Genomic DNA, 19,181 nt, shown 5'->3' with positions numbered 1-19,181 from the left:
GGGAAGCTCGCACCGCTGGCCGAGGCGTGGGCCGGTGGGCTGCCCGTGGACTGGGCGCGGCTGCACGCCGACGGGCCCCGTCCGCGCAAGGTCGGGCTGCCCGGCTACCCGTTCGCGCGGGAGAAGTACTGGTACACCGACGGGCTCGGGGAACTGCCCGCGAACCCGGTGGTGCGCGCGGAGGTCGGCTCGGCCCAGAACCAGAGCCAGAGCCGGAGCCGGGCGCTGCCCGCTGCGGCCACCGGTGCCGAGGTGACCGCCCCGAACTCCGCCGCCCCGAACTCCGCCGCCCCGAACTCCGCCACCCCGAACTCCGCCACTCCGAGCTCGGCCACCCCGAACTCCGCCACCCCGAGCTCGGCCATCCCGCCCGCGAAACCCCACGAGATCCCCGCGGGCGACCTCACCCTGCACCCCGCGTGGGAACCGGCCCGCCTGCTGCGCGGCAAGCCGTTCCCGGCCCGGGACGCGCGGCTGATCGCCATCGGCCTCGACGCCGCCGAACTCGCCGCGCTGCGCGAGCAGCACCCCCGGCTGGTGGAGCTCGCGGCCGACGACGCGGACCGGATCAGCACCCCCGTCGACCACGTGATCATGCGGTTCCCTACCCGGATCGCGGCGGACGCGGCCGGGCAGATCGCCGAGCAGCGCACCGCGACCCGGCGGCTGTTCCGGGTGCTGCGCGCGATCACCGCGCTCGGCCTGGACGACGAGCCGCTCGGGCTCACCCTGCTCACCCGCGACGCCTTCGACCCGGAGGGCACCGGCACGGCCGACCCGGCGCAGGCCGGGCTGCACGGGCTGCTCGGCGGGCTGGCGAAGGAGCAGCCGCACTGGCGGCTGCGCGCCGTGGACCTCGCCGACGGCGAACCGTTCGTCCCGGCCGAGGTGTTCGCGCTGCCCGCCGACCGCCGGGCCCACCCGTTCGCCCGCCGCGGCGGCCAGTACCTGCGCAGGCAGCTGCTGCCGGTGGCGGACGTCCCGGCACCGGCGGAGCCGGTGCTGCGCCGGGGCGGCGTGTACGTGCTCATCGGCGGCGCCGGCGACCTCGGGGTCATGCTCACCGAGTACCTGCTGCGCACCCACGACGCCCGCGTCGTGTGGGTGGGGCGCCGCGCCGAGGACGACTCGATCCGGGCGAAGGCCGCGCAGGTCGCCGCCGGTGGCCGCGCCCCCGAGTACCTGTCCGCGGACGCCGCCGACCCGGCCGCGCTGGCCGGGATGCGGGACGAGGTGCTGCGCCGCCACGGCCGCATCGACGGCGTGGTGCACCTGGCGATGGTGTTCAGCCACACGCCGCTGGCCGAGATGACCGAGTCCGAACTGGACGCGACGCTCGGCGCGAAGGTCGATCCGTGCGTGCACTTCGCGGACGTGTTCGCGGGTCACCGGCTGGACTTCCTGCTGCTGATCTCCTCGCTGGTGAGCTTCATCCGCAACGCGAACCAGGCGCACTACTCGGCGGCCTGCGCGTTCGAAGACGCCCGCGCCGCCGAGCTGCGCAAGGCCCTCGGGTTCCCGGTGAAGGTGGTGAACTGGGGCTACTGGGGCAACGTGCCGGACGAGCTGCTGCGCGACGTGACCGCGATGGGGCTGGCGCCGATCGACGCGGCCACCGCGATGGGGGCCATCGAGCGGCTGCTGGCCGGGCCGCTGGACCAGATCGGGTTCATGCGCCTCGGCAGGCCGCTGCCGGTCGAGGGCGCGCTGACCGGGGAAGTCCTGGAACAGCACCCCGCCTCGCCGATCGGGACCGTCGAGCCCGCGCCGGTGGCGCTGCCCGCCGCGCTCGCCGAGCACCACGCCGGACCGGTGCCGGGCGAGGTCGACGCGGCGCTGAGCCGGTGCGTCGCCGCCGAACTGCGCGCGGCCGGGCTGGACCCGGCCGGTGACCTGGTGGCACGGCAGGCCCTCGACGCCCGCTTCGACGGCTGGCTGACCGCGACGCTGCGCACCCTCACCGAGCACGGGCTGATCGACGCCGCCGGGAACTGGGTACCGGGCACCGAGGACGCGGCCGCGGCCCGCGCCGACTGGCAGCGGGAAGCGCCGCGGTGGGCCGAGCTGAACGCGGACCTGCGGGCCCCGCTGCGGTTGCTGGAGCGCACCCTGCCCGCGCTGGGCGACGTGCTGCGCGGGCGCACCACCGCCACCGACGTGCTGTTCCCGCAGGGCTCGTTCGACCTGGTCGCCGGGGTGTACCGGGACAACCGGGTCGCCGAGCACTTCAACGCGGTCCTCGCCGAGCAGGTCGTGGCGCACCTGCGCGCCCGGCTCGCCGCCGACCCGGCCACCCCGCTGCGGGTGCTGGAGATCGGCGCGGGCACCGGCGGCACCACCGGACCGGTGCTCGACGCGGTGGAGCGGAGCGGCATCCGGCTCGCCGAGTACTGCTACACCGACCTCTCGCAGGCGTTCCTGCACAACGCGCAGGACACCTTCGGGCCCGGCCGGGACTTCCTCGGCTACCGGCTGTTCGACGCGGCCACCGCGCCGCAGGAGCAGGGGCTGGACACCGGTGCCTACGACGTGGTGATCGCCGCGAACGTGCTGCACGCGACGGAGAACATCCGGCCCGCGCTGCGGCACGCGAAGGCGCTGCTGCGCGGCGGCGGGCTGCTGGCGCTCAACGAGATCAGCGGGTTCTACCTGGTCAACCACCTCACGTTCGGGCTGCTGGACGGCTGGTGGCTCTACGACGACGCCGAACTCCGCGCGCCCGGCAGCCCCGCGCTGTCGCCGGAGAGCTGGCGGCGGGTGCTGCACCAGGAGGGCTTCACCGGGCTCGCGCACCCCGCGGCGGACGCGCTGGCGCTGGGGCAGCAGATCGTGGTCGCGCACAGCGACGGGCTCGCCCGCGGGCCGCGCGAGGTGCGACCCGCGGTGCCCGCGCCCGCCGCCGCGGCCCCGCCGGTCGTCGAACGGTCGGCCACCACGGTCATCGACGTGGTGCTGGCCGCGCTCGCCGAGGCGCTGCGGATGCCCGCCGAGCGGATCGGACTGGAGCAGGCGTTCGCCGACTACGGGCTGGACTCCATCGTCGGCGCCAAGTTCGTGCAGCGGCTCAACGAGGAACTGGGCGTGGACCTGCTGACCACGGTCATCTTCGACCACCGCAGCGTGTCGCAGCTCGCCGAGCACATCGCCGCCGAGCACGCACCGGAGCTGCCCGCGCGATCCGAACCCGCTGCCTCGGCACCCGAACCCGCGGTGCGGGCGGCGGAACCCGCTGCGGCGGCGGACCTCGCCGCCCGGGCGGCCGGATCCGCTGCGGCGGCCGCTTCCGCACCGCACGCCGCCACAACGCCCGCTTCCGCACCGCACGCCGCCGCACCGGAGACGATCCGCGCCGCGCCCGCGCCGAGGTCCGGCGGCGCCCGGGAACCGATCGCCATCGTCGGCATCAGCGGCCGGTTCGCCGGATCCCCCGACCTCGACGCCCTGTGGGGGCACCTCGCCGCCGGGGACGACCTGGTCGGGCCGATCGAGCGCTGGGACCTGTCCGATGTGGACGACCTGGACTGCCGGGCGGGCAGCTTCCTGGACGGCATCGACGAGTTCGACGCGAGCTTCTTCAACCTCACCGGCATCGAAGCCACCTACACCGACCCGCAGCAGCGGCTGCTGCTGGAGCAGGCGTGGGCGGCGCTGGAGAACGCCGGGCACGCGAGCGCCGAGCTCAGCGGCCGCCGCTGCGGCGTGTACGTCGGCTGCACCGGCGGCGACTACGCCGACCGGTTCGACGAGGCCCCGCCCGCGCAGGCGGCGTGGGGCAACGCGCCGTCGGTGGTGCCGGGCCGCGTCGCCTACCACCTGAACCTGCACGGCCCGGCGATCGCGGTGGACACCGCCTGCTCCAGCTCGCTGGTCGCGGTGCACCTGGCCTGCCAGGGGCTGTGGGCGGGGGAGACGGAGCTGGCCCTCGCCGGCGGGGTCAGCGTCACCACCACCCCCGGCACCCAGCTCGCCGCCGGGCGCGGCGGCATGCTGTCGCCGACCGGGCGCTGCCACACCTTCGACGCGGCCGCCGACGGGTTCGTGCCCGGTGAGGGCGTCGGCGTGGTGGTGCTGCGCCGGTTGTCCGACGCGCTCGCCGACGGCGACCACGTGCACGCCGTGATCCGCGGCTCGGCGGTCAACCAGGACGGCGCCACCAACGGCATCACCGCGCCCAGCGCGCTGTCCCAGGAGCGGCTGATCCGGCAGGTGCACGAGGACTTCGGCATCGACCCGGCGGAGATCGGCGTCATCGAGGCGCACGGCACCGGCACCCAGCTCGGCGATCCGCTGGAGTGCCAGGCGCTGTCCGCCGCGTTCGCCGGGGCGCCCGGCCCGATCGCGCTCGGCTCGATCAAGACGAACCTCGGGCACACCACCTCGGCCGCCGGCGTCGCCGGGCTGCTCAAGCTGGTGCTGTCGCTGCGGCACCGGCAGATCCCGGCTTCGCTGCACTTCCACGAGCTGAACCCGGCGATCCGGCTGGACGGCGGACCGTTCCGGGTGAACACCGAGCTGCGGCCGTGGCTCCCGAACTCCCGCGGGCGCCGCACCGCCGGGCTCAGCGGGTTCGGGTTCAGCGGCACCAACGGGCACCTGGTCGTCGAGGACGTCCCGGCCCCGACGCGCGGTGATGCGGGCGGCACCCACCTGTTCGTGCTCTCCGCCCCGCAGCAGGCCCCGCTGCGGCAGCGCGTCGCGGACCTGCGGGCGCACCTGGAGCTCGCGCCGGAGGCGGTGCTCGGCGACGTGGCCCGCACCCTCGCGCAGGGCCGCGACCACTTCGCGCACCGGGTCGCGTTCGTCGCCGCCGACCGGGAATCGTTGCTGCGGCAGCTGGCCGCGTGGCTGAACGGCGCGCCCGTCGCGGGCGATCCCGGGCACGAGGCGGTGCGGGAGCGCTACCTGTCCGGTGCGGCGGTGGACTTCGCGCCGCTGTTCGCCGGGCTGGACGTGCGGCGCACGCCGCTGCCCGCCTACCCGTTCCAGCGCAAGAGCTACTGGGCGTCGGGCGAGCCGCCGAAGCGGGCGAGCCGCGGAACCGCCGCCGCGGCGCCGACTCCGGCGACCGCCCGGCCCGCGCTGGACGAGGCGTCGCTGCGCTACCTGGTCGGCGAGCGGGTGCTCGGCGAGCTGTCCCGGGTGCTCATGATGGAACCCGACGAGATCGACCCGCAGGCGTCCTTCTCCGACTTCGGCGTGGACTCGATCCTCAGCGTGAAGCTGGTGCGGGCGGTCAACGCGGCGCTCGGCGTGGACCTGCCGAGCACGGCGCTGTTCGAGCACAGTTCGCTGGAACGGCTGGTGGCGCACCTGCTGGACGCGCACGCCGTCGCACTGCGGGACTCGCTCGCCGAATCCGAGGAGCACGCGCTGAACTCGCTGCCCGCCAACGGGTTCGACGTGTCGGCCGCCGAGTCCGAGGTCGCCGGCCGCACGAACGGTTCCGCGGGGAACGGGTCGAGCTCGAACGGCCACGGGACCGGCGGCTTCGCGGGGAACGGGACGTGCTCGAACGGCCACGGCACGAACGGTGCCGCACCGAGCGGAACGAGCCCGAACGGCCACGACGCGGGCGGTGTCGTCGAGAACGGGGCGGCTGATGGTCCGCGCCCCGCGAAGTCCACATCGGACTCCGCGGGGAATCCCCAGCAGGACGAACCGATCGCCGTGATCGGCCTCGCCGCCCGCTTCGCCCAGTCCCCGGACGCCGAGGCGCTGTGGCGGCACCTCGCCGCGGGCGACGACCTCGTCGGCGACGTCACCCGCTGGGACCTCACCGCCGAGCTCGGCCCGGACGGGGCGCGGCAGCAGGGCAGCTTCGTCGAGGACGCCGACCGCTTCGACGCCTGGTTCTTCCGCATGTCCGGCAAGGAGGCCGCCTGCACCGACCCGCAGCAGCGCCTGTTCCTGGAGGAGTGCTGGCACGCCCTCGAAGACGCCGGCCACGCCGGGGAACGCCTCGACGGCAGCGGCTGCGGCGTCTACGTCGGCGGGCCGCCCAGCGACTACCAGCAGCTGCTCGGCGACGACGCGCCGCCGCAGGCGCTGTGGGGCAACATCTCCTCGGTCATCGCCTCCCGCATCTCCTACTTCCTGGACCTGCAGGGACCGGCGATCTCGGTGGACACGGCCTGCTCCAGCTCGCTGGTGGCCATCCACCAGGCCTGCCAGGACCTGCGGCAGCGGAACACCTCGATGGCGCTGGCCGGGGGCGTGTTCGTCCAGTCCACGCCGATCTTCTACCGGTCCGCGGTGCGGGCGAACATGCTCTCCACCCGCGGGCGCTGCCACACCTTCGACTCCCGCGCCGACGGTTTCGTACCCGGTGAGGGCGCCGGGGTGGTGGTGCTCAAGCGGCTGTCCGACGCGCTGCGCGACGGCGACCACGTGCGCGGCGTGATCCGCGGCTCCGGGGTGAACCAGGACGGCACCACCAACGGGCTGACCGCGCCCAGCGCCGGATCGCAGGAACGGTTGCTGCGCCGCGTGTACGAGCGCACCGGCATCGACCCGGCGAGCGTGCAGCTCGTCGAGGCGCACGGCACCGGCACCCCGCTCGGCGACCCGATCGAGTTCGCCGCGCTGCGCGCCGTTTTCGGCGACGCGCCCGCGGCCGGGACCGCGCTGGGGTCGATCAAGACGAACGTGGGCCACACCCAGTTCGCCGCCGGGGTCGCCGGGGTGCTCAAGGCGCTGCTCGCGCTGGAGCACGAGAAGCTGCCGCCGACGCTGCACTTCGACGAGGTCAACCCGGAGATCCGGCTGGACGGCGGCCCGTTCTACGTGAACACCGAGCTGCGTCCCTGGCTGAAACCCGCGACCGGGCCGCGCCGGGCGGCGGTGAGCTCGTTCGGCGCCGCGGGCACCAACGTGCACGCCGTGCTGGAGCAGGCCCCGCCCCGGCCGGCCGGGCACGCCGAACGGCCCGCGTGGCTGGTCGTGCTGTCCGGGCAGGACGAGGAGGTGCGCCGCAGCCAGGTCGAACGGCTGCTCGCGCACGCCGAGCAGCACCCGGAGCTGGATCTCGGGGACGTGTCGTACTCGCTGGCCACCGGGCGCAGGCACTGCGCGCACCGGTGGGCCGCGGTGGTCGCCGACCGCGCGCAGCTGATCTCCGCGCTGCGGGAGTGGCTGCGCGCGGGTACCGCCGAACAGGTCGTCACCGGCACCACGGCCGACGGCCACCGCCGCCGGGACCCGGCCGGGCCGGCGCGCGTCGACGGGCTGCTCCGCGACGGTTCCCGGCCCGCGCTGATCGAACTCGCCGAGTTCTTCGCACAGGGGCTGGACTTCCGCTTCGCGCCGCTGTTCGCCGACGGCGGGTTCCGGATCACGCCGCTGCCGCCCTACCCGTTCGCCGGGGAGCGGTACTGGCCCGGCACGAGCCGGGTCGCGCGCTCCCCGCTGGCCGGGGACGCGGTCGAGCTGACCGGACGCGAGTTCTTCCTCGCCGACCACCGGGTGCGCTCGGTGCCGGTGCTGCCCGGCGTGGCCTACCTGGAGTCGGCGGTGCAGGCGGCCCGTGCCGCGGGCGTCGAGCACCCGAGACTGCGCAACGTCGTGTGGTCCCGGCCGTTGCAGGTCGCCGAACCGGTGCGGTTGCGCACCGCGCTGCGCGAGCAGGGCGGCGGCCACACCTTCGAGATCAGCACCGCCGCCGGGAAGCACGGCCAGGGGCTCGTGGAGGCCGGTCCGGCGGAGCCGGGCGGGCACCTGGACGTGGCGGCGCTGCGCGCGGCGTGCGCGCGGCGCGTCGAGCACACCGAGTTCTACGCGCACTTCGACCGGATGGGCATCGGTTACGGCCCCGCCTTCCGCGGCGTGCAGGAGCTGCACGTCGGCGACGGGCTCGTGGTCGCCCGGCTGCGGCTGCCGCACGCGGCCCGAGACGGGGCGGGCTGGGCGCTGCACCCGGCGATGCTGGACGCGGCCGTGCAGGCCACCCTCGGGCTGTCGCTGACCGGGTCCGGCGAGGTCGCCGCCGCGCTGCCGTTCGTGCTGGAGGACGTGCGCGTCCACGCGCCGAGCCCGAGCGCCGGGTACGCCGTGGTGCGCCCGGCCGCGGCGGACGGCGGTGGCGCGGTGCGGCGGATGGACGTCGAGCTGTGCGACGAGGACGGCGCGGTGTGCGTGCGGCTGCTCGGGTTCACCGCCCGGGTGCTGCCGGCCGAGGACGCTGGAACCGCCGGAGCCGCCGAGAATTCCGGAACCACCGACGCCACGGGGATGGCCGACGCCACGGGGATGGACGACGCCACGGGGATGGCCGAGGCCACCGGAATCGCCGGTGCCTCCGGAATCGGGGATTCCGCCGACCCGGCGGAGCGCGGGAACCCCGCCGCGACCCCCGAACCGACCCTGGTGCACGTCGGCTGGCGCCCCGAACCGGCGACCGCCACCACCGGGGCACCGGCCCGCCGCGAAGTGCTGCTGGCCGGGGCGGGCGTCGACCCGCGGGCGCTGCAGGACCAGCTCGGCGTTCGCTGCGCGGCGCTCCCGCACGCCGACGACCTCGCGGAACGCTTCACCGCGCAGGCCGAGTCGGTGCTGGCCCGGCTGCGCGCGGCGATCTCCGCGCTGCGCGACGGCCCGGTGCTGCTGCAGGTCGTGGTGCCCGCCGCCGGTGCCGGACGGATCTCCGCCGCGCTCGCCGGACTGCTGCGCACCGCCCGCCTGGAGCACCCGAAGCTGCGCACCCAGCTCGTCGAGGTCGCCACCCCGCTCGGCGTCGCGGACCTGGCCGCGCTGCTGCGCGCCGAAGCCGCGACCGACGCGGTGGTGGTGCGCCGCGACGGCGAGCACCGCGAGGTGCCGCGCTGGAGCGCGCTGGACGACGCACCGGAGGTCGCGCCGTGGCGGGCCGGTGGCACCTACCTGATCACCGGTGGTGCCGGCGGGCTCGGCGCCACCTTCGCCCGCGCGATCGCGGCCCGCGCACCTGGCGCGCGGCTGGTGCTGGCCGGGCGGTCCGCGCAGGGGCCTGCGGAGCTGCTGCGCGAACTCGCCGACGCCGGCGCGCACCCGAGCTACCGCCCGCTCGACGTCGCCGACCGCGCGCAGGTCGAGCGCTGCGTGCGGGGGGTGCTGGCCGAGCACGGCGCGCTGCACGGCGTGCTGCACCTGGCCGGGGTGCTGCGGGACGGCTACCTCGCGCGGAAGGACCCCGCCGAGGTACGCGAGGTGCTCGCCGCCAAGGCCACCGGTTTCGCCAACCTGGACGCCGCCACCGCCGAGGTGGATCTGGAGGTGTTCTGCGGGTTCTCCTCGCTGTCCGCGTTCGGCAACGCCGGGCAGGGCGACTACGCGGCCGCCAACGCGTTCCTGGACGCCTACGCCGGGCATCGCGAGGAGCTGCGGGCCCGGGGGGCGCGGCGCGGCCGGACCCTCGTGGTCGGCTGGCCGCTGTGGGCGACCGGCGGGATGGGCGTGGACGACGCCACCGCCGCCCGGATGCGCGCCGAGGTCGGCATGGTCCCGATGCGTCCCGAGCAAGGCGTGACCGCGCTGCACCGGGCGTGGGGCAGCGGTGAACCGCACGTGCTGGCGATCTGCGGGGATCGGGCGCGGATCGAGGCCACGCTGCTCTCCGGACCGGAAACCGTTGCGGCGGAGAGGGATCCGGACCGCGCGAGCCTGCTCGCCGAGCTCGTCGGGCACGCCGCGGCGGTGCTGGGCGTGCGCGCCGACGAGATCGACCCGGACGTCGAACTCGCCGACTACGGCTTCGACCGGGTGTCGCTGACCGCGCTCGCCGGGCGGGTCGAAGCGGCGCACGGCGGCACCGTCGCCCCCAAGTCCTTCATCGAACGTCCAACCCTGGGAGCGGTCGTGGATCACCTCCTCGAAGACCACGAGTTCGGGTCGCTGAACCCACCGGCCCGGCGCGAGCCCGACGCCCCCGCCGACACCGGGGGGACCGTGCGCAAGGCACTGGTCTGGGAGCTGATCGAGCGGGTCGCGGTGCTGCTGGACGTGCCGGCGAAGCGGATCACCGCCGACGCCGAGCTCACCCGGTTCGGCTTCGACTCGTTGACGCTGACCGGCTTCGCCGACGAGCTCAACGCCGCGTACGGCCTGTCGCTGGCGCCGACGCTGTTCTTCGAGCACCCGACGCTCGGCGAGGTGGCCGACCATCTGCTCGCCGAGCACGCCGAGCAGGTCGCGCCCGCACCGGAACCGGCACCCGCACCAAGACCGGAACCGGAACCAGCACGGGAACCGGCTCCAGCGCCGGAACCGGAACCGGCACCGCTCGCCGAATCCGCCGCCACCGCGCGCCCGGTGCCCGAGCCGATCGCCGTCATCGGCATGAGCGGCCGGTTCCCGATGGCCGACGACCTCGACCGGTACTGGGAGAACCTGCGCGACGGCCGCGACTGCACCGGCGAGGTCCCCGCCGACCGCTGGGACTGGCGCGAGCACTACGGCGACCCGATCAAGGACCCGAACAGCACGAACGTCCTCGCAGGCGGCTTCATGGACGGGGTCGGCGACTTCGACCCGTTCTTCTTCGACATCTCGCCGAAGGAAGCGGAGCTGATGGACCCGCAGCAGCGGCTGCTGCTGCTGCACGTGTGGAAGGCGCTGGAGGACGCCGGATATTCGGCCGCGGACGTGGCGGGCACCGACACCGCGCTGATCGCAGGCACCACCAGCACCGGCTACAGCACGCTGGTCACCCGCTACCAGCCGATGATCGAGGGCTACGACATCACCGGTGCCGCCCCCTCGATGGGCCCGAACCGGATGAGCTACTTCCTGGACCTGAACGGGCCGAGCGAGCCGGTGGACACCGCCTGCTCCAGCGCGCTGGTCGCGATGCACCGCGCGGTGCAGGCGCTGCGGGACGGGAAGTCCGCGCTGGCCATCGCGGGCGGCGTGAACACGATGGTCAGCGTCGACGGGCACATCAGCATCTCCAAGGCCGGGATGCTCAGCCCCGACGGCAAGTGCAAGACGTTCGGCGCGGACGCCGACGGCTACGCCCGCGGTGAGGGCGTCGGGTTCCTGGTGCTTAAGCGGCTCTCCGACGCCGAGCGCGACGGCGACCACATCCACGGGCTGATCAGGGCCACCGCGGAGAACCACGGCGGCCGCGGCAACTCGCTCACCGCGCCGAACCCGAAGGCGCAGGCCGCGCTGCTGCGCGCCGCCTACACCGAGGCCGGGATCGACCCGCGCACCGTCGGTTACATCGAGGCGCACGGCACCGGCACCAAGCTCGGCGATCCGGTGGAGGTCAACGGGCTGAAGGCCGCGTTCCGCACGCTCTACGCCGACGCGGGCGCCGAGGTCGCCGAGCCGCACTGCGGCGTCGGCTCGGTGAAGACGAACATCGGGCACCTGGAGCTCGCCGCGGGCGCGGCCGGGGTCATCAAGGTGCTGCTCCAGCTGCGGCACCGCAGGCTCGTGCAGGGCGTGCGCTGCGCCGAGGCCAACCCGTACGTGGACCTGGACGGCAGCCCGTTCTACCTGGTGCGCGAGGGGCAGGACTGGGTCGCGCCGCGCGACGCCGACGGCCGGGACCTGCCGCGCCGCGCCGGGGTGAGCTCGTTCGGCTTCGGCGGCGTGAACGCGCACGTGGTGCTGGAGGAGTACGTGCCGCGCCCGGCCGCCGAGCAGCCGCCGACCGGCCCGCTGCCGGTGGTGCTCTCCGCGAGCCACCCCGAGGTGCTGCGCCGCTACGCCGCCGACTGGCTGGCCGCGCTGGACGGGCGCACCGACGCGGAACTGCCCTCGGTCGCGTTCACCTCGCAGACCGGGCGCACCCCGATGCGGGATCGGCTGGCGGTGCTGGCGAGCACCGTCGCCGAGCTCCGCGACGGGATCGCCGCCTGGCTGCGCGGAGAAACCCGTCCGAACGTCCACACCGGACAGGTCGCGCGCGGTGCGGAACCGCCCGAGGCGCCGGTGGAATCCGGCGATCCCACGACGATGTCCGAAGTGGACTTGGACCGGCTGGTCCGGCTGTGGGTCGAAGGCGCCGAGATCGACTGGGCACGGCTGCACACCGGTCCGCGGCCGCGCCGGACGCCGCTGCCGACCTACCCGTTCCGGCTGCGGCGCTACTGGATGGACACCACCCGGCCCGCCGCCGGCGCCCCGCGACGGCTGCACCCGCTGGTGCACGCGAACACCTCCGACCTCGCCGAGCACCGCTACACCTCGCGCTTCACCGGCCGCGAGTTCTTCCTCGACGACCACCGGGTCCGCGACGAGGTGATGGCGGTGGTGTCCGGCTGGCGGCCCGGCACCGACGCCGCCGCAGGCGGCGCGGCCGCGGTGCCGGTGCTGCCGGCGGTGGCGCACCTGGAGCTGGCCCGCGCCGCCGCGGCCCGCTCCACCGGCGAGGAGCTGGGCTGGACGGTCCGGCTGGCGTCCTGGCTGCGCCCGCTGACCGTCCGGGACGAGACCGAGGTGCACGTCGCGCTCACCGCCCGCGCCGACGACGGCGCCGACTACGAGGTGTACGCGGCCGACGGAGCGGGGGAGCGCACCACGTTCGCCCGCGGACAGCTCCGCCGCCGCCCGCAGGACCCGGCGCAGCGGCTGGACCTGGTGGCGCTGCGCGCGGACTGCGACGGGCCGGTGCTCGACGCCGACGCCTGCTACCAGCGCTACCACGGGTTCGGCATGGACTACGGCCCCGCGCTGCGCGCCGTCGAGTCGCTGCACACCGGTTCGCGCCGGGCGGTGGCCCGGCTGGTGCTGCCCGCCGCGGCCCGCGACGCCGCGTTCGTGCTCAACCCGAGCCTGCTCGACTGCGCGCTGCAGGCCACCGCCGGCCTGTTCCTCGACCAGGGCGATGCGGCGGGCGCCGCGCTGCCCTACGCGCTGCGCGAGCTGGAGGTGCTGCGCCCCACGCCGGAGACCGGCTGGGCGGTGGTCCGGTTCGCCGAGGACGACCACGGCGGCGAGGTCCGCCGCATCGACCTCGACGTGTGCGACGACGACGGCGAGGTCTGCGTGCGCCTGCGCGGGTTCAGCGTCCGCCGGGTCGGCGCCGCGACCTCGGACGCCGCGACCTCGGACGTCGGCACCCCGGACGCCGGCACCCCGGACACCGGCACCGCGGAGGTGCCGCAGGACGAGGACGCGCACCTGCTGGACCTGATCGAAGCCATCGGCAGGCGTTCGCTGAGCGCCGACGAGTTCAAGAGGAGCCTCGCATGAGCACCCCGATCGAATCGCTCGACGAACTGCACCTGCTGATCAGCGAGGGCCGAGTCGGTCAAGACGAGGCGCTCCGCTTGCTCCGCGCCTGGAAGAACGGCGCGCCCGCGATCCCGGCCACCGCAGAGGATCCCGGTGCCACCGGAGAAGATCGCGGCACCGCCGCCGCGGACTCCGGTGACCTCGCGGAGCAGGTGTGCGAGGTCGTGGTGGAGAAGGTCTGCGGCCTGCTGAAGGTGGACCCCACCGACCTCGACGTGGACGTGGAGCTCAGCGAGTACGGGCTCGACTCCCTGATCATCAGCCAGCTGGTGAACATGGTGAACGAGTCGCTGGGACTGGACCTGGTGCCGACCGTGCTGTTCGAGCACCCGACGCTGCGCGCGTTCAGCGCCTTCGTCGCCGCCGAGCACGGACCGAGCCTGGCGGCGGTCTTCGGCACGGCGGCGGAACCGGAACCCGTTGCACCGCAACAGGACCTGGATGCGGTGACCTCACCGGCGCCGCAGGTCGATCGGCGACCACCACCGGCCGCCGCCCCACCGGCCCGGCCCGCTCCAGCGACCGTCCCGACCGTGCCCGCCGCACCGACCGGATCCGCTCCAGCGACCGGCCCCGGCCCGGCCCCTCGACCCGCCCGGGCCGTCCCGGAGCCGGCCGACGACCCCATCGCCATCGTCGGCATCAGCGGCCGCTTCCCGCAGGCCGACGACCTCGACGAGTACTGGGAGAACCTGCGCGACGGCCGCGACTGCATCGGCGAGGTCCCCGCCGACCGCTGGGACTGGCGCGCCCACTGGGGAGATCCGCGCCAGGAACCGGGCCGCACCAACGTCAAGCACGGCGGCTTCATGGACGGCGTCGCCGACTTCGATCCGCTGTTCTTCGGCATCGCCCCCAAGGACGCGGTGCACATGGACCCGCAGCAGCGGCTGCTGATGCTGTACGTGTGGCAGGCCATCGAGGACGCCGGGTACGCCGCCGACGACCTCGCCGGATCCGATCTCGGCCTGTTCGTCGGCACCAACGACACCGGCTACGGGCTGCTGTCGGACCGCAGCGCCGCCCGCGGGCGCGGCGTCACCCCCACCGGCAGCGTGCCCTCGGTGGGGCCGAACCGGATGAGCTACTTCCTCGACGTGCACGGGCCGAGCGAACCGGTGGAGACCGCCTGCTCCAGCTCGCTCGTCGCCCTCCACCGCGGTGTCGCGGCCATCCAGCGCGGCGAGTGCGCGATGGCCGTCGTCGGCGGCATCAACACCATCGTGGTGCCGGACGGGCACGTGAGCTTCAGCCGCTCCGGGATGCTCAGCGAGGACGGGCGCTGCAAGACGTTCTCCGCCGGCGCCGACGGCTACGGCCGAGGTGAGGGCGTCGGGATGCTGGTGCTCAAGCGCCTGTCCGCCGCCGAGCGCGACGGCGACCACGTGCACGGCCTGGTGCGCGCCACCGCCGAGAACCACGGCGGCCGGGCCAATTCGCTGACCTCGCCGAACCCGAAGGCGCAGGCCGCGGTGATCCGCCGCGCCTACGCGAAGGCCGGCATCGATCCGCGCACCGTCGGCTACATCGAGGCGCACGGCACCGGCACCGAGCTCGGCGACCCCATCGAGATCAACGGGCTCAAGGAGGCGTTCACCGAGCTCTACGCCGGGGAACCGGTCACCGCGGCGCACTGCGGCCTCGGCTCGGTGAAGACCAACATCGGGCACCTGGAGCTCGCGGCCGGGATCGCCGGCGTCCTGAAGGTGCTGCTGCAGCTGCGCCACCGCACCTTGGTGCGCAGCCTGCACGCGGAGGAGGTCAACCCGTACATCGACCTGGACGGCAGCCCGTTCCACCTGGTGCGGGAGAACCAGGAGTGGGCGGCCCCGCGCGGCGGCGACGGCCGGGAGCTGCCGCGCCGCGCCGGGGTGAGCTCGTTCGGCTTCGGCGGCGTCAACGCGCACGTCGTGCTGGAGGAGCACGTGCCGCGCGCCGAGCAGCCCGCACCCGCGGCGGGCCCGGTGGCGATCGTGCTCTCCGCCGCGACCCCGGAGACGCTGGAAGCGCGGGTGCGTCGCCTCGCCGAGCACCTCGATGCCGGCCGCGTCGCCGAGCAGGACCTGCCGAACCTCGCCTACACCCTGCAGGTGGGCCGGGTGGCGATGCCGGAGCGGATCGCGTTCCTGGCGCACTCGGTGGCGGAGGTGCGCAAGCGGCTCGCCACCCACCTCGCCGGGGAGAAGGCGCACGGCCTGCACCGGGCGCGCGCCGAACGCCGCGGCCCGTGGAGCGAGCTGGTCGGCGACGACGACATCGCCGTCGCCATCGACAGCTGGGTGGCGAAGGGCAAGCTGGGACGGCTGCTGAAGCTGTGGGTCACCGGTTTCGACTTCGACTGGCGGCGGCTGCACACCGGCCGGTCGATGCGACGGCTGCCGCTGCCGACCTACCCGTTCCGCTTGCAGCGCTACTGGATCGCCGACGGGGTGCCTGTTCCCGACGAACCGTCCGCGCTGCCGGAGGCCGCGCCGGAACCCGCCGCGGCACCGCGGCGCTCCGGCGGGCCGCACCGCCGCGAGCTGCACGCCGAGGACTTCTACCTGCGCGACCACCGCGTCGGGGGCACCCCCACCCTCCCCGGTGCCGCCTACCTGGAGTTCGCCCGCGACGCGCTCGGCGCCGACCGCGGGGTGCGGCTGCGGGACGTGACCTGGCTGCGGCCGCTCGCCGTCACCGACCCGCGTTCGGTGCGGGTCGAACTGGACCCGGCGACCGACCGGTTCGAGGTGCGCGCCGACGAATCCGGCGCCGTGCACGCCCAGGGCACCGCGCTCGTCGACCCCGCGCTGACCGGCGACGCCGAGGTGCACGACGTCGAAGCGCTGCGCGCGATCTGCCCCGCCCGGCACGCCGGAGCGGAGATCTACGCGCTGTTCGACCGGATGGGCATGGGCTACGGCCCCGCGTTCCAGCCCATCGAGGAGCTGCACCGCGGCGAGGACCTCGCCGTGGCCCGGCTGCGGCTGCCGGCGGCGGCCACCGGCTCGTTCCCGCTGAACCCGAGCATGCTGGACGGGGCGCTGCAGACGACGCTCGGCCTGGTGCTCGGGGAGCAGAGCGGGGAGCCCGGCGCGGCGGCGCTGCCGTTCGCGGTGCGCGAGGTGCAGCTGCTCGGCCACACTCCGAGCTCCGGGTGGGCGGTGGTGCGCCGCGCCGCCGATGACCGCCGCGACTCCGGGGTGCGGCGGCTGGACGTCGACCTGTGCGACGAGGACGGCGCGGTGCGGGTGCGCGTGCTCGGCTTCAGCACCCGGCCGCAGCAGGGCGGGGCGCCGCCGCGGACGCCCGAGCCTGCCGCCGACGCCGCGCTGCCGCTCGAGCCCGCCGCCGACGCCGCGCTGCTGCTCGAACCCGCCTGGCGGAGCGCGCCCGCGCCCGCGGACGCGCCCGATCAGCTCAACCACCACGTGGTGCTGTGCGAACTGCCCGACGTCGACGCCACCGCGCTCGGCGGGCTGCTCGGCGGCGGCTGCGAGCACTGGCAGGGCACCGGGAGCATCGAGGACCGCTACACCGGTTACGCGCAGCGGCTGCTGGAGCTGATCCGCGACCAGGCCCGCCAGCCCGCGCCGCGGCTGGTCCAGGTGGTCACCCCGGCCGAGGCGCCGTGGCTCGGCGGGCTCAGCGGGATGCTGCGCACCGCGCACCTGGAGCACCCGAAGCTGCGCACCCAGTGGATCGAGCTCGGCGACCGGCCCGGCACCGCCGACCTCGCCGACCGGCTGCGCCGGGACGCCGCCGACACCGAGCAGGAGGCCGTGCGCCATCGCGACGGCGACCGCCGCACCTCGCGGTGGCGGGAGATCCCCGAACCAGCGCCGGAGCTGCCGTGGCGCGACGGCGGGGTCTACCTGATCACCGGGGGCGCCGGTGGGCTGGGCGCGCTGGTCGCCGAGGAGATCGCCGCGCGGGTGCAGTCCCCGGCGCTGGTGCTCTGCGGCCGCAGCCCCGCCGGGCCCGACCAGGAGGACCTGCTGGCGCGGCTGCGCGCGGCCGGGGCGAAGGCCGACTACCGCACCCTCGACGTCACCGACCGGGACGCGGTGCGCCAGGCGGTCCGCGAGGTCGAAGCCCAGCACGGTGCGCTGCACGGCGTGCTGCACGCGGCCGGGGTGCTGCGGGACGGTTTCCTGGCCCGCAAGTCCGCCGCCGACGTGCGCGACGTGTTCGCCGCGAAGGTCACCGGGCTGCGCCACCTCGACGAGGCCACCGCGCACTCCGCACTGGACTGCTTCATCGGCTACTCCTCGATGGCCGCGTTCGGCAACGTCGGGCAGGCCGACTACGCCGCCGCGAACGCGTTCATGGACGGCTACGCCGCGCACCGCGAAGGGCTGGTGGCCGACGGCGAGCGGTCCGGGCGGACGCTGGTGGTGAACTGGCCGCTGTGGGACAAGGGCGGCATGGGCGGCGACGCCTCCACGGTGACGTTGCTCGAATCGGTCGGCATGCGCCCGATGCGCGCCCGGGTCGGCATCGACGCGCTGCACCGCGCGTGGGCGGCGCGGGTACCGCAGGTCATCGCGCTGGACGGGGACCTCGGGCGGCTGCGGGAGCGGTTCGCGCCCGCCTCCACCGCCGTTCCCGCCGAGGACGCCTCCGCCGCGCGGGCCGTCGAACCGGCACCCGACGCGGGCTCCGGGCCCGGCACGGCTCCCGAACCGGACACCGGTGCCGGAGCGACGGCCGCCGACCTGGCGCCCGTCGTCGCCGACCTGATGTCCTCGCTGCTGGAGATCGATTTCGCCGAACTGCCGCCGGACGCCCCGCTGCGGGACTACGGCTTCGACTCGATCTTCATGATGCAGTTCCTCACCCAGGCGCAGACGCACATCGACGCCGGCCTGACCCTGGACGTGATCGCTGACTGCGACACCCTGGAGGACGTCACCGCCGCGATCGCCGCCGCCACCGGTGCGCAGGCCGAATCCGCGCCGGCCGAACCCCCGGTCGTCGAACCCGCGCAAGCCGAACCCGCGCCGCCGCTGATCCCGGCCCCGCGCACCGAAGCGGTCCCGGCGGCGCACTTCCCCGAACTGGTCCGGATGAACGGCGTCACCGCAGGCCGTCCGGTCTTCTGGGTGCACCACGGCAACGGTGGCGTCGAGTCGTACGCCCCGGTCGCCGCCCGCGCCCGGCGCCCCTTCTACGGGATCCAGCCGAAGGGGTGGATCGACGACACCGAGATCCTCACCGGGCAGATCCCGATGGCCGAGTTCTACGCGGGCCTGATCATGTCGGTGCAGCCCGAAGGCCCGTACGACATCGGCGGTTTCTCCCTCGGCGGCCTGTTCGCCTACGAGGTGGTGCGGCAGCTGCAGCTGCGCGACGCCGAGGTGCGCACGCTGGTCATGCTCGACACCCTCGACGCGGACTCCACCAACCGGGCCAACGAGATCATCGTCGGCGGTGACTTCAGCCCCGAGGTGGTGTCGAAGGTCAGCGATTTCCGCGCGGTGAACCTGATCCTCGGCAACAACAGCTTCGAATCGCACAGCGGCGGGATGCCGATCCTGCGCCGGGACGAGGTGGACACGACGCTCGACGGCCCGGCGTTCCTGGACTCGCTGATCGCGAAGGCGCTGGAGCGCGGAGTGAAGAAGACCGAGTCGCAGCTGCGGTCCCGGGTGCGCCAGCTGTCCCGCTACCTGGAGGCCACCCAGGCCGAGCGGTACGAGCTGCACCCGCTGCCGAAGCCCGACGGGCTGAGCTGCTACTACCTGCGCAACGCCAGCCGGGAGTTCTTCGGCGCCTTCCGCGACTACATGGTGCTGTTCCCCAACGACGCGCTGCCCACAGTGGACGGAACGGACTACTGGCTGGGCTGGCCGGAGCGGCTGGACGACTTCTTCACCATCGACGTGGACACCTCGATGCACTCCGAGGTGATGACCGCGCCGGCCTCGCTGGAGAAGCTGCTGCGGCTCTGCGACCGGCTGTACGGTCCGGAAGGAGGCCGCTGA

2 protein-coding genes (1 of these 2 only partly in view) are annotated in these 19,181 nt (G+C 74.9%); both read left to right on the top strand.

From position 1 onward, the window contains the following. Nucleotides 1–13,173, top strand: partial view of an SDR family NAD(P)-dependent oxidoreductase gene (locus tag H1226_RS16905; RefSeq protein ID WP_258341593.1) — the 3' portion only. The gene continues 11,355 nt to the left of window position 1, outside the view; the window shows 13,173 of its 24,528 coding nt (coding positions 11,356–24,528); its start codon lies off the left edge, out of view; its stop codon occupies nucleotides 13,171–13,173. Continuing rightward, the gene (locus H1226_RS16900) at nucleotides 13,170–19,181 is read left to right on the top strand and encodes an SDR family NAD(P)-dependent oxidoreductase (protein WP_258341592.1); all 6,012 of its coding nucleotides are present in this window, start codon (nucleotides 13,170–13,172) and stop codon (nucleotides 19,179–19,181) included. The genes H1226_RS16905 and H1226_RS16900 overlap by 4 nt, the downstream gene beginning before the upstream one ends.

The organism is Saccharopolyspora gregorii (genome assembly GCF_024734405.1).
Classification (GTDB): Bacteria; Actinomycetota; Actinomycetes; order Mycobacteriales; family Pseudonocardiaceae; genus Saccharopolyspora_C; species Saccharopolyspora_C gregorii.
The sequence above is the reverse complement of the archived record's forward strand: the minus strand, read 5'-3'. Positions and strand labels throughout refer to the sequence as shown.

Bases quoted from the DNA above. Each gene is read 5' to 3' on its own strand.
- H1226_RS16900 (WP_258341592.1), top strand. From the start codon at position 13,170: ATGAGCACCCCGATCGAATCGCTCGACGAACTGCACCTGCTGATCAGC.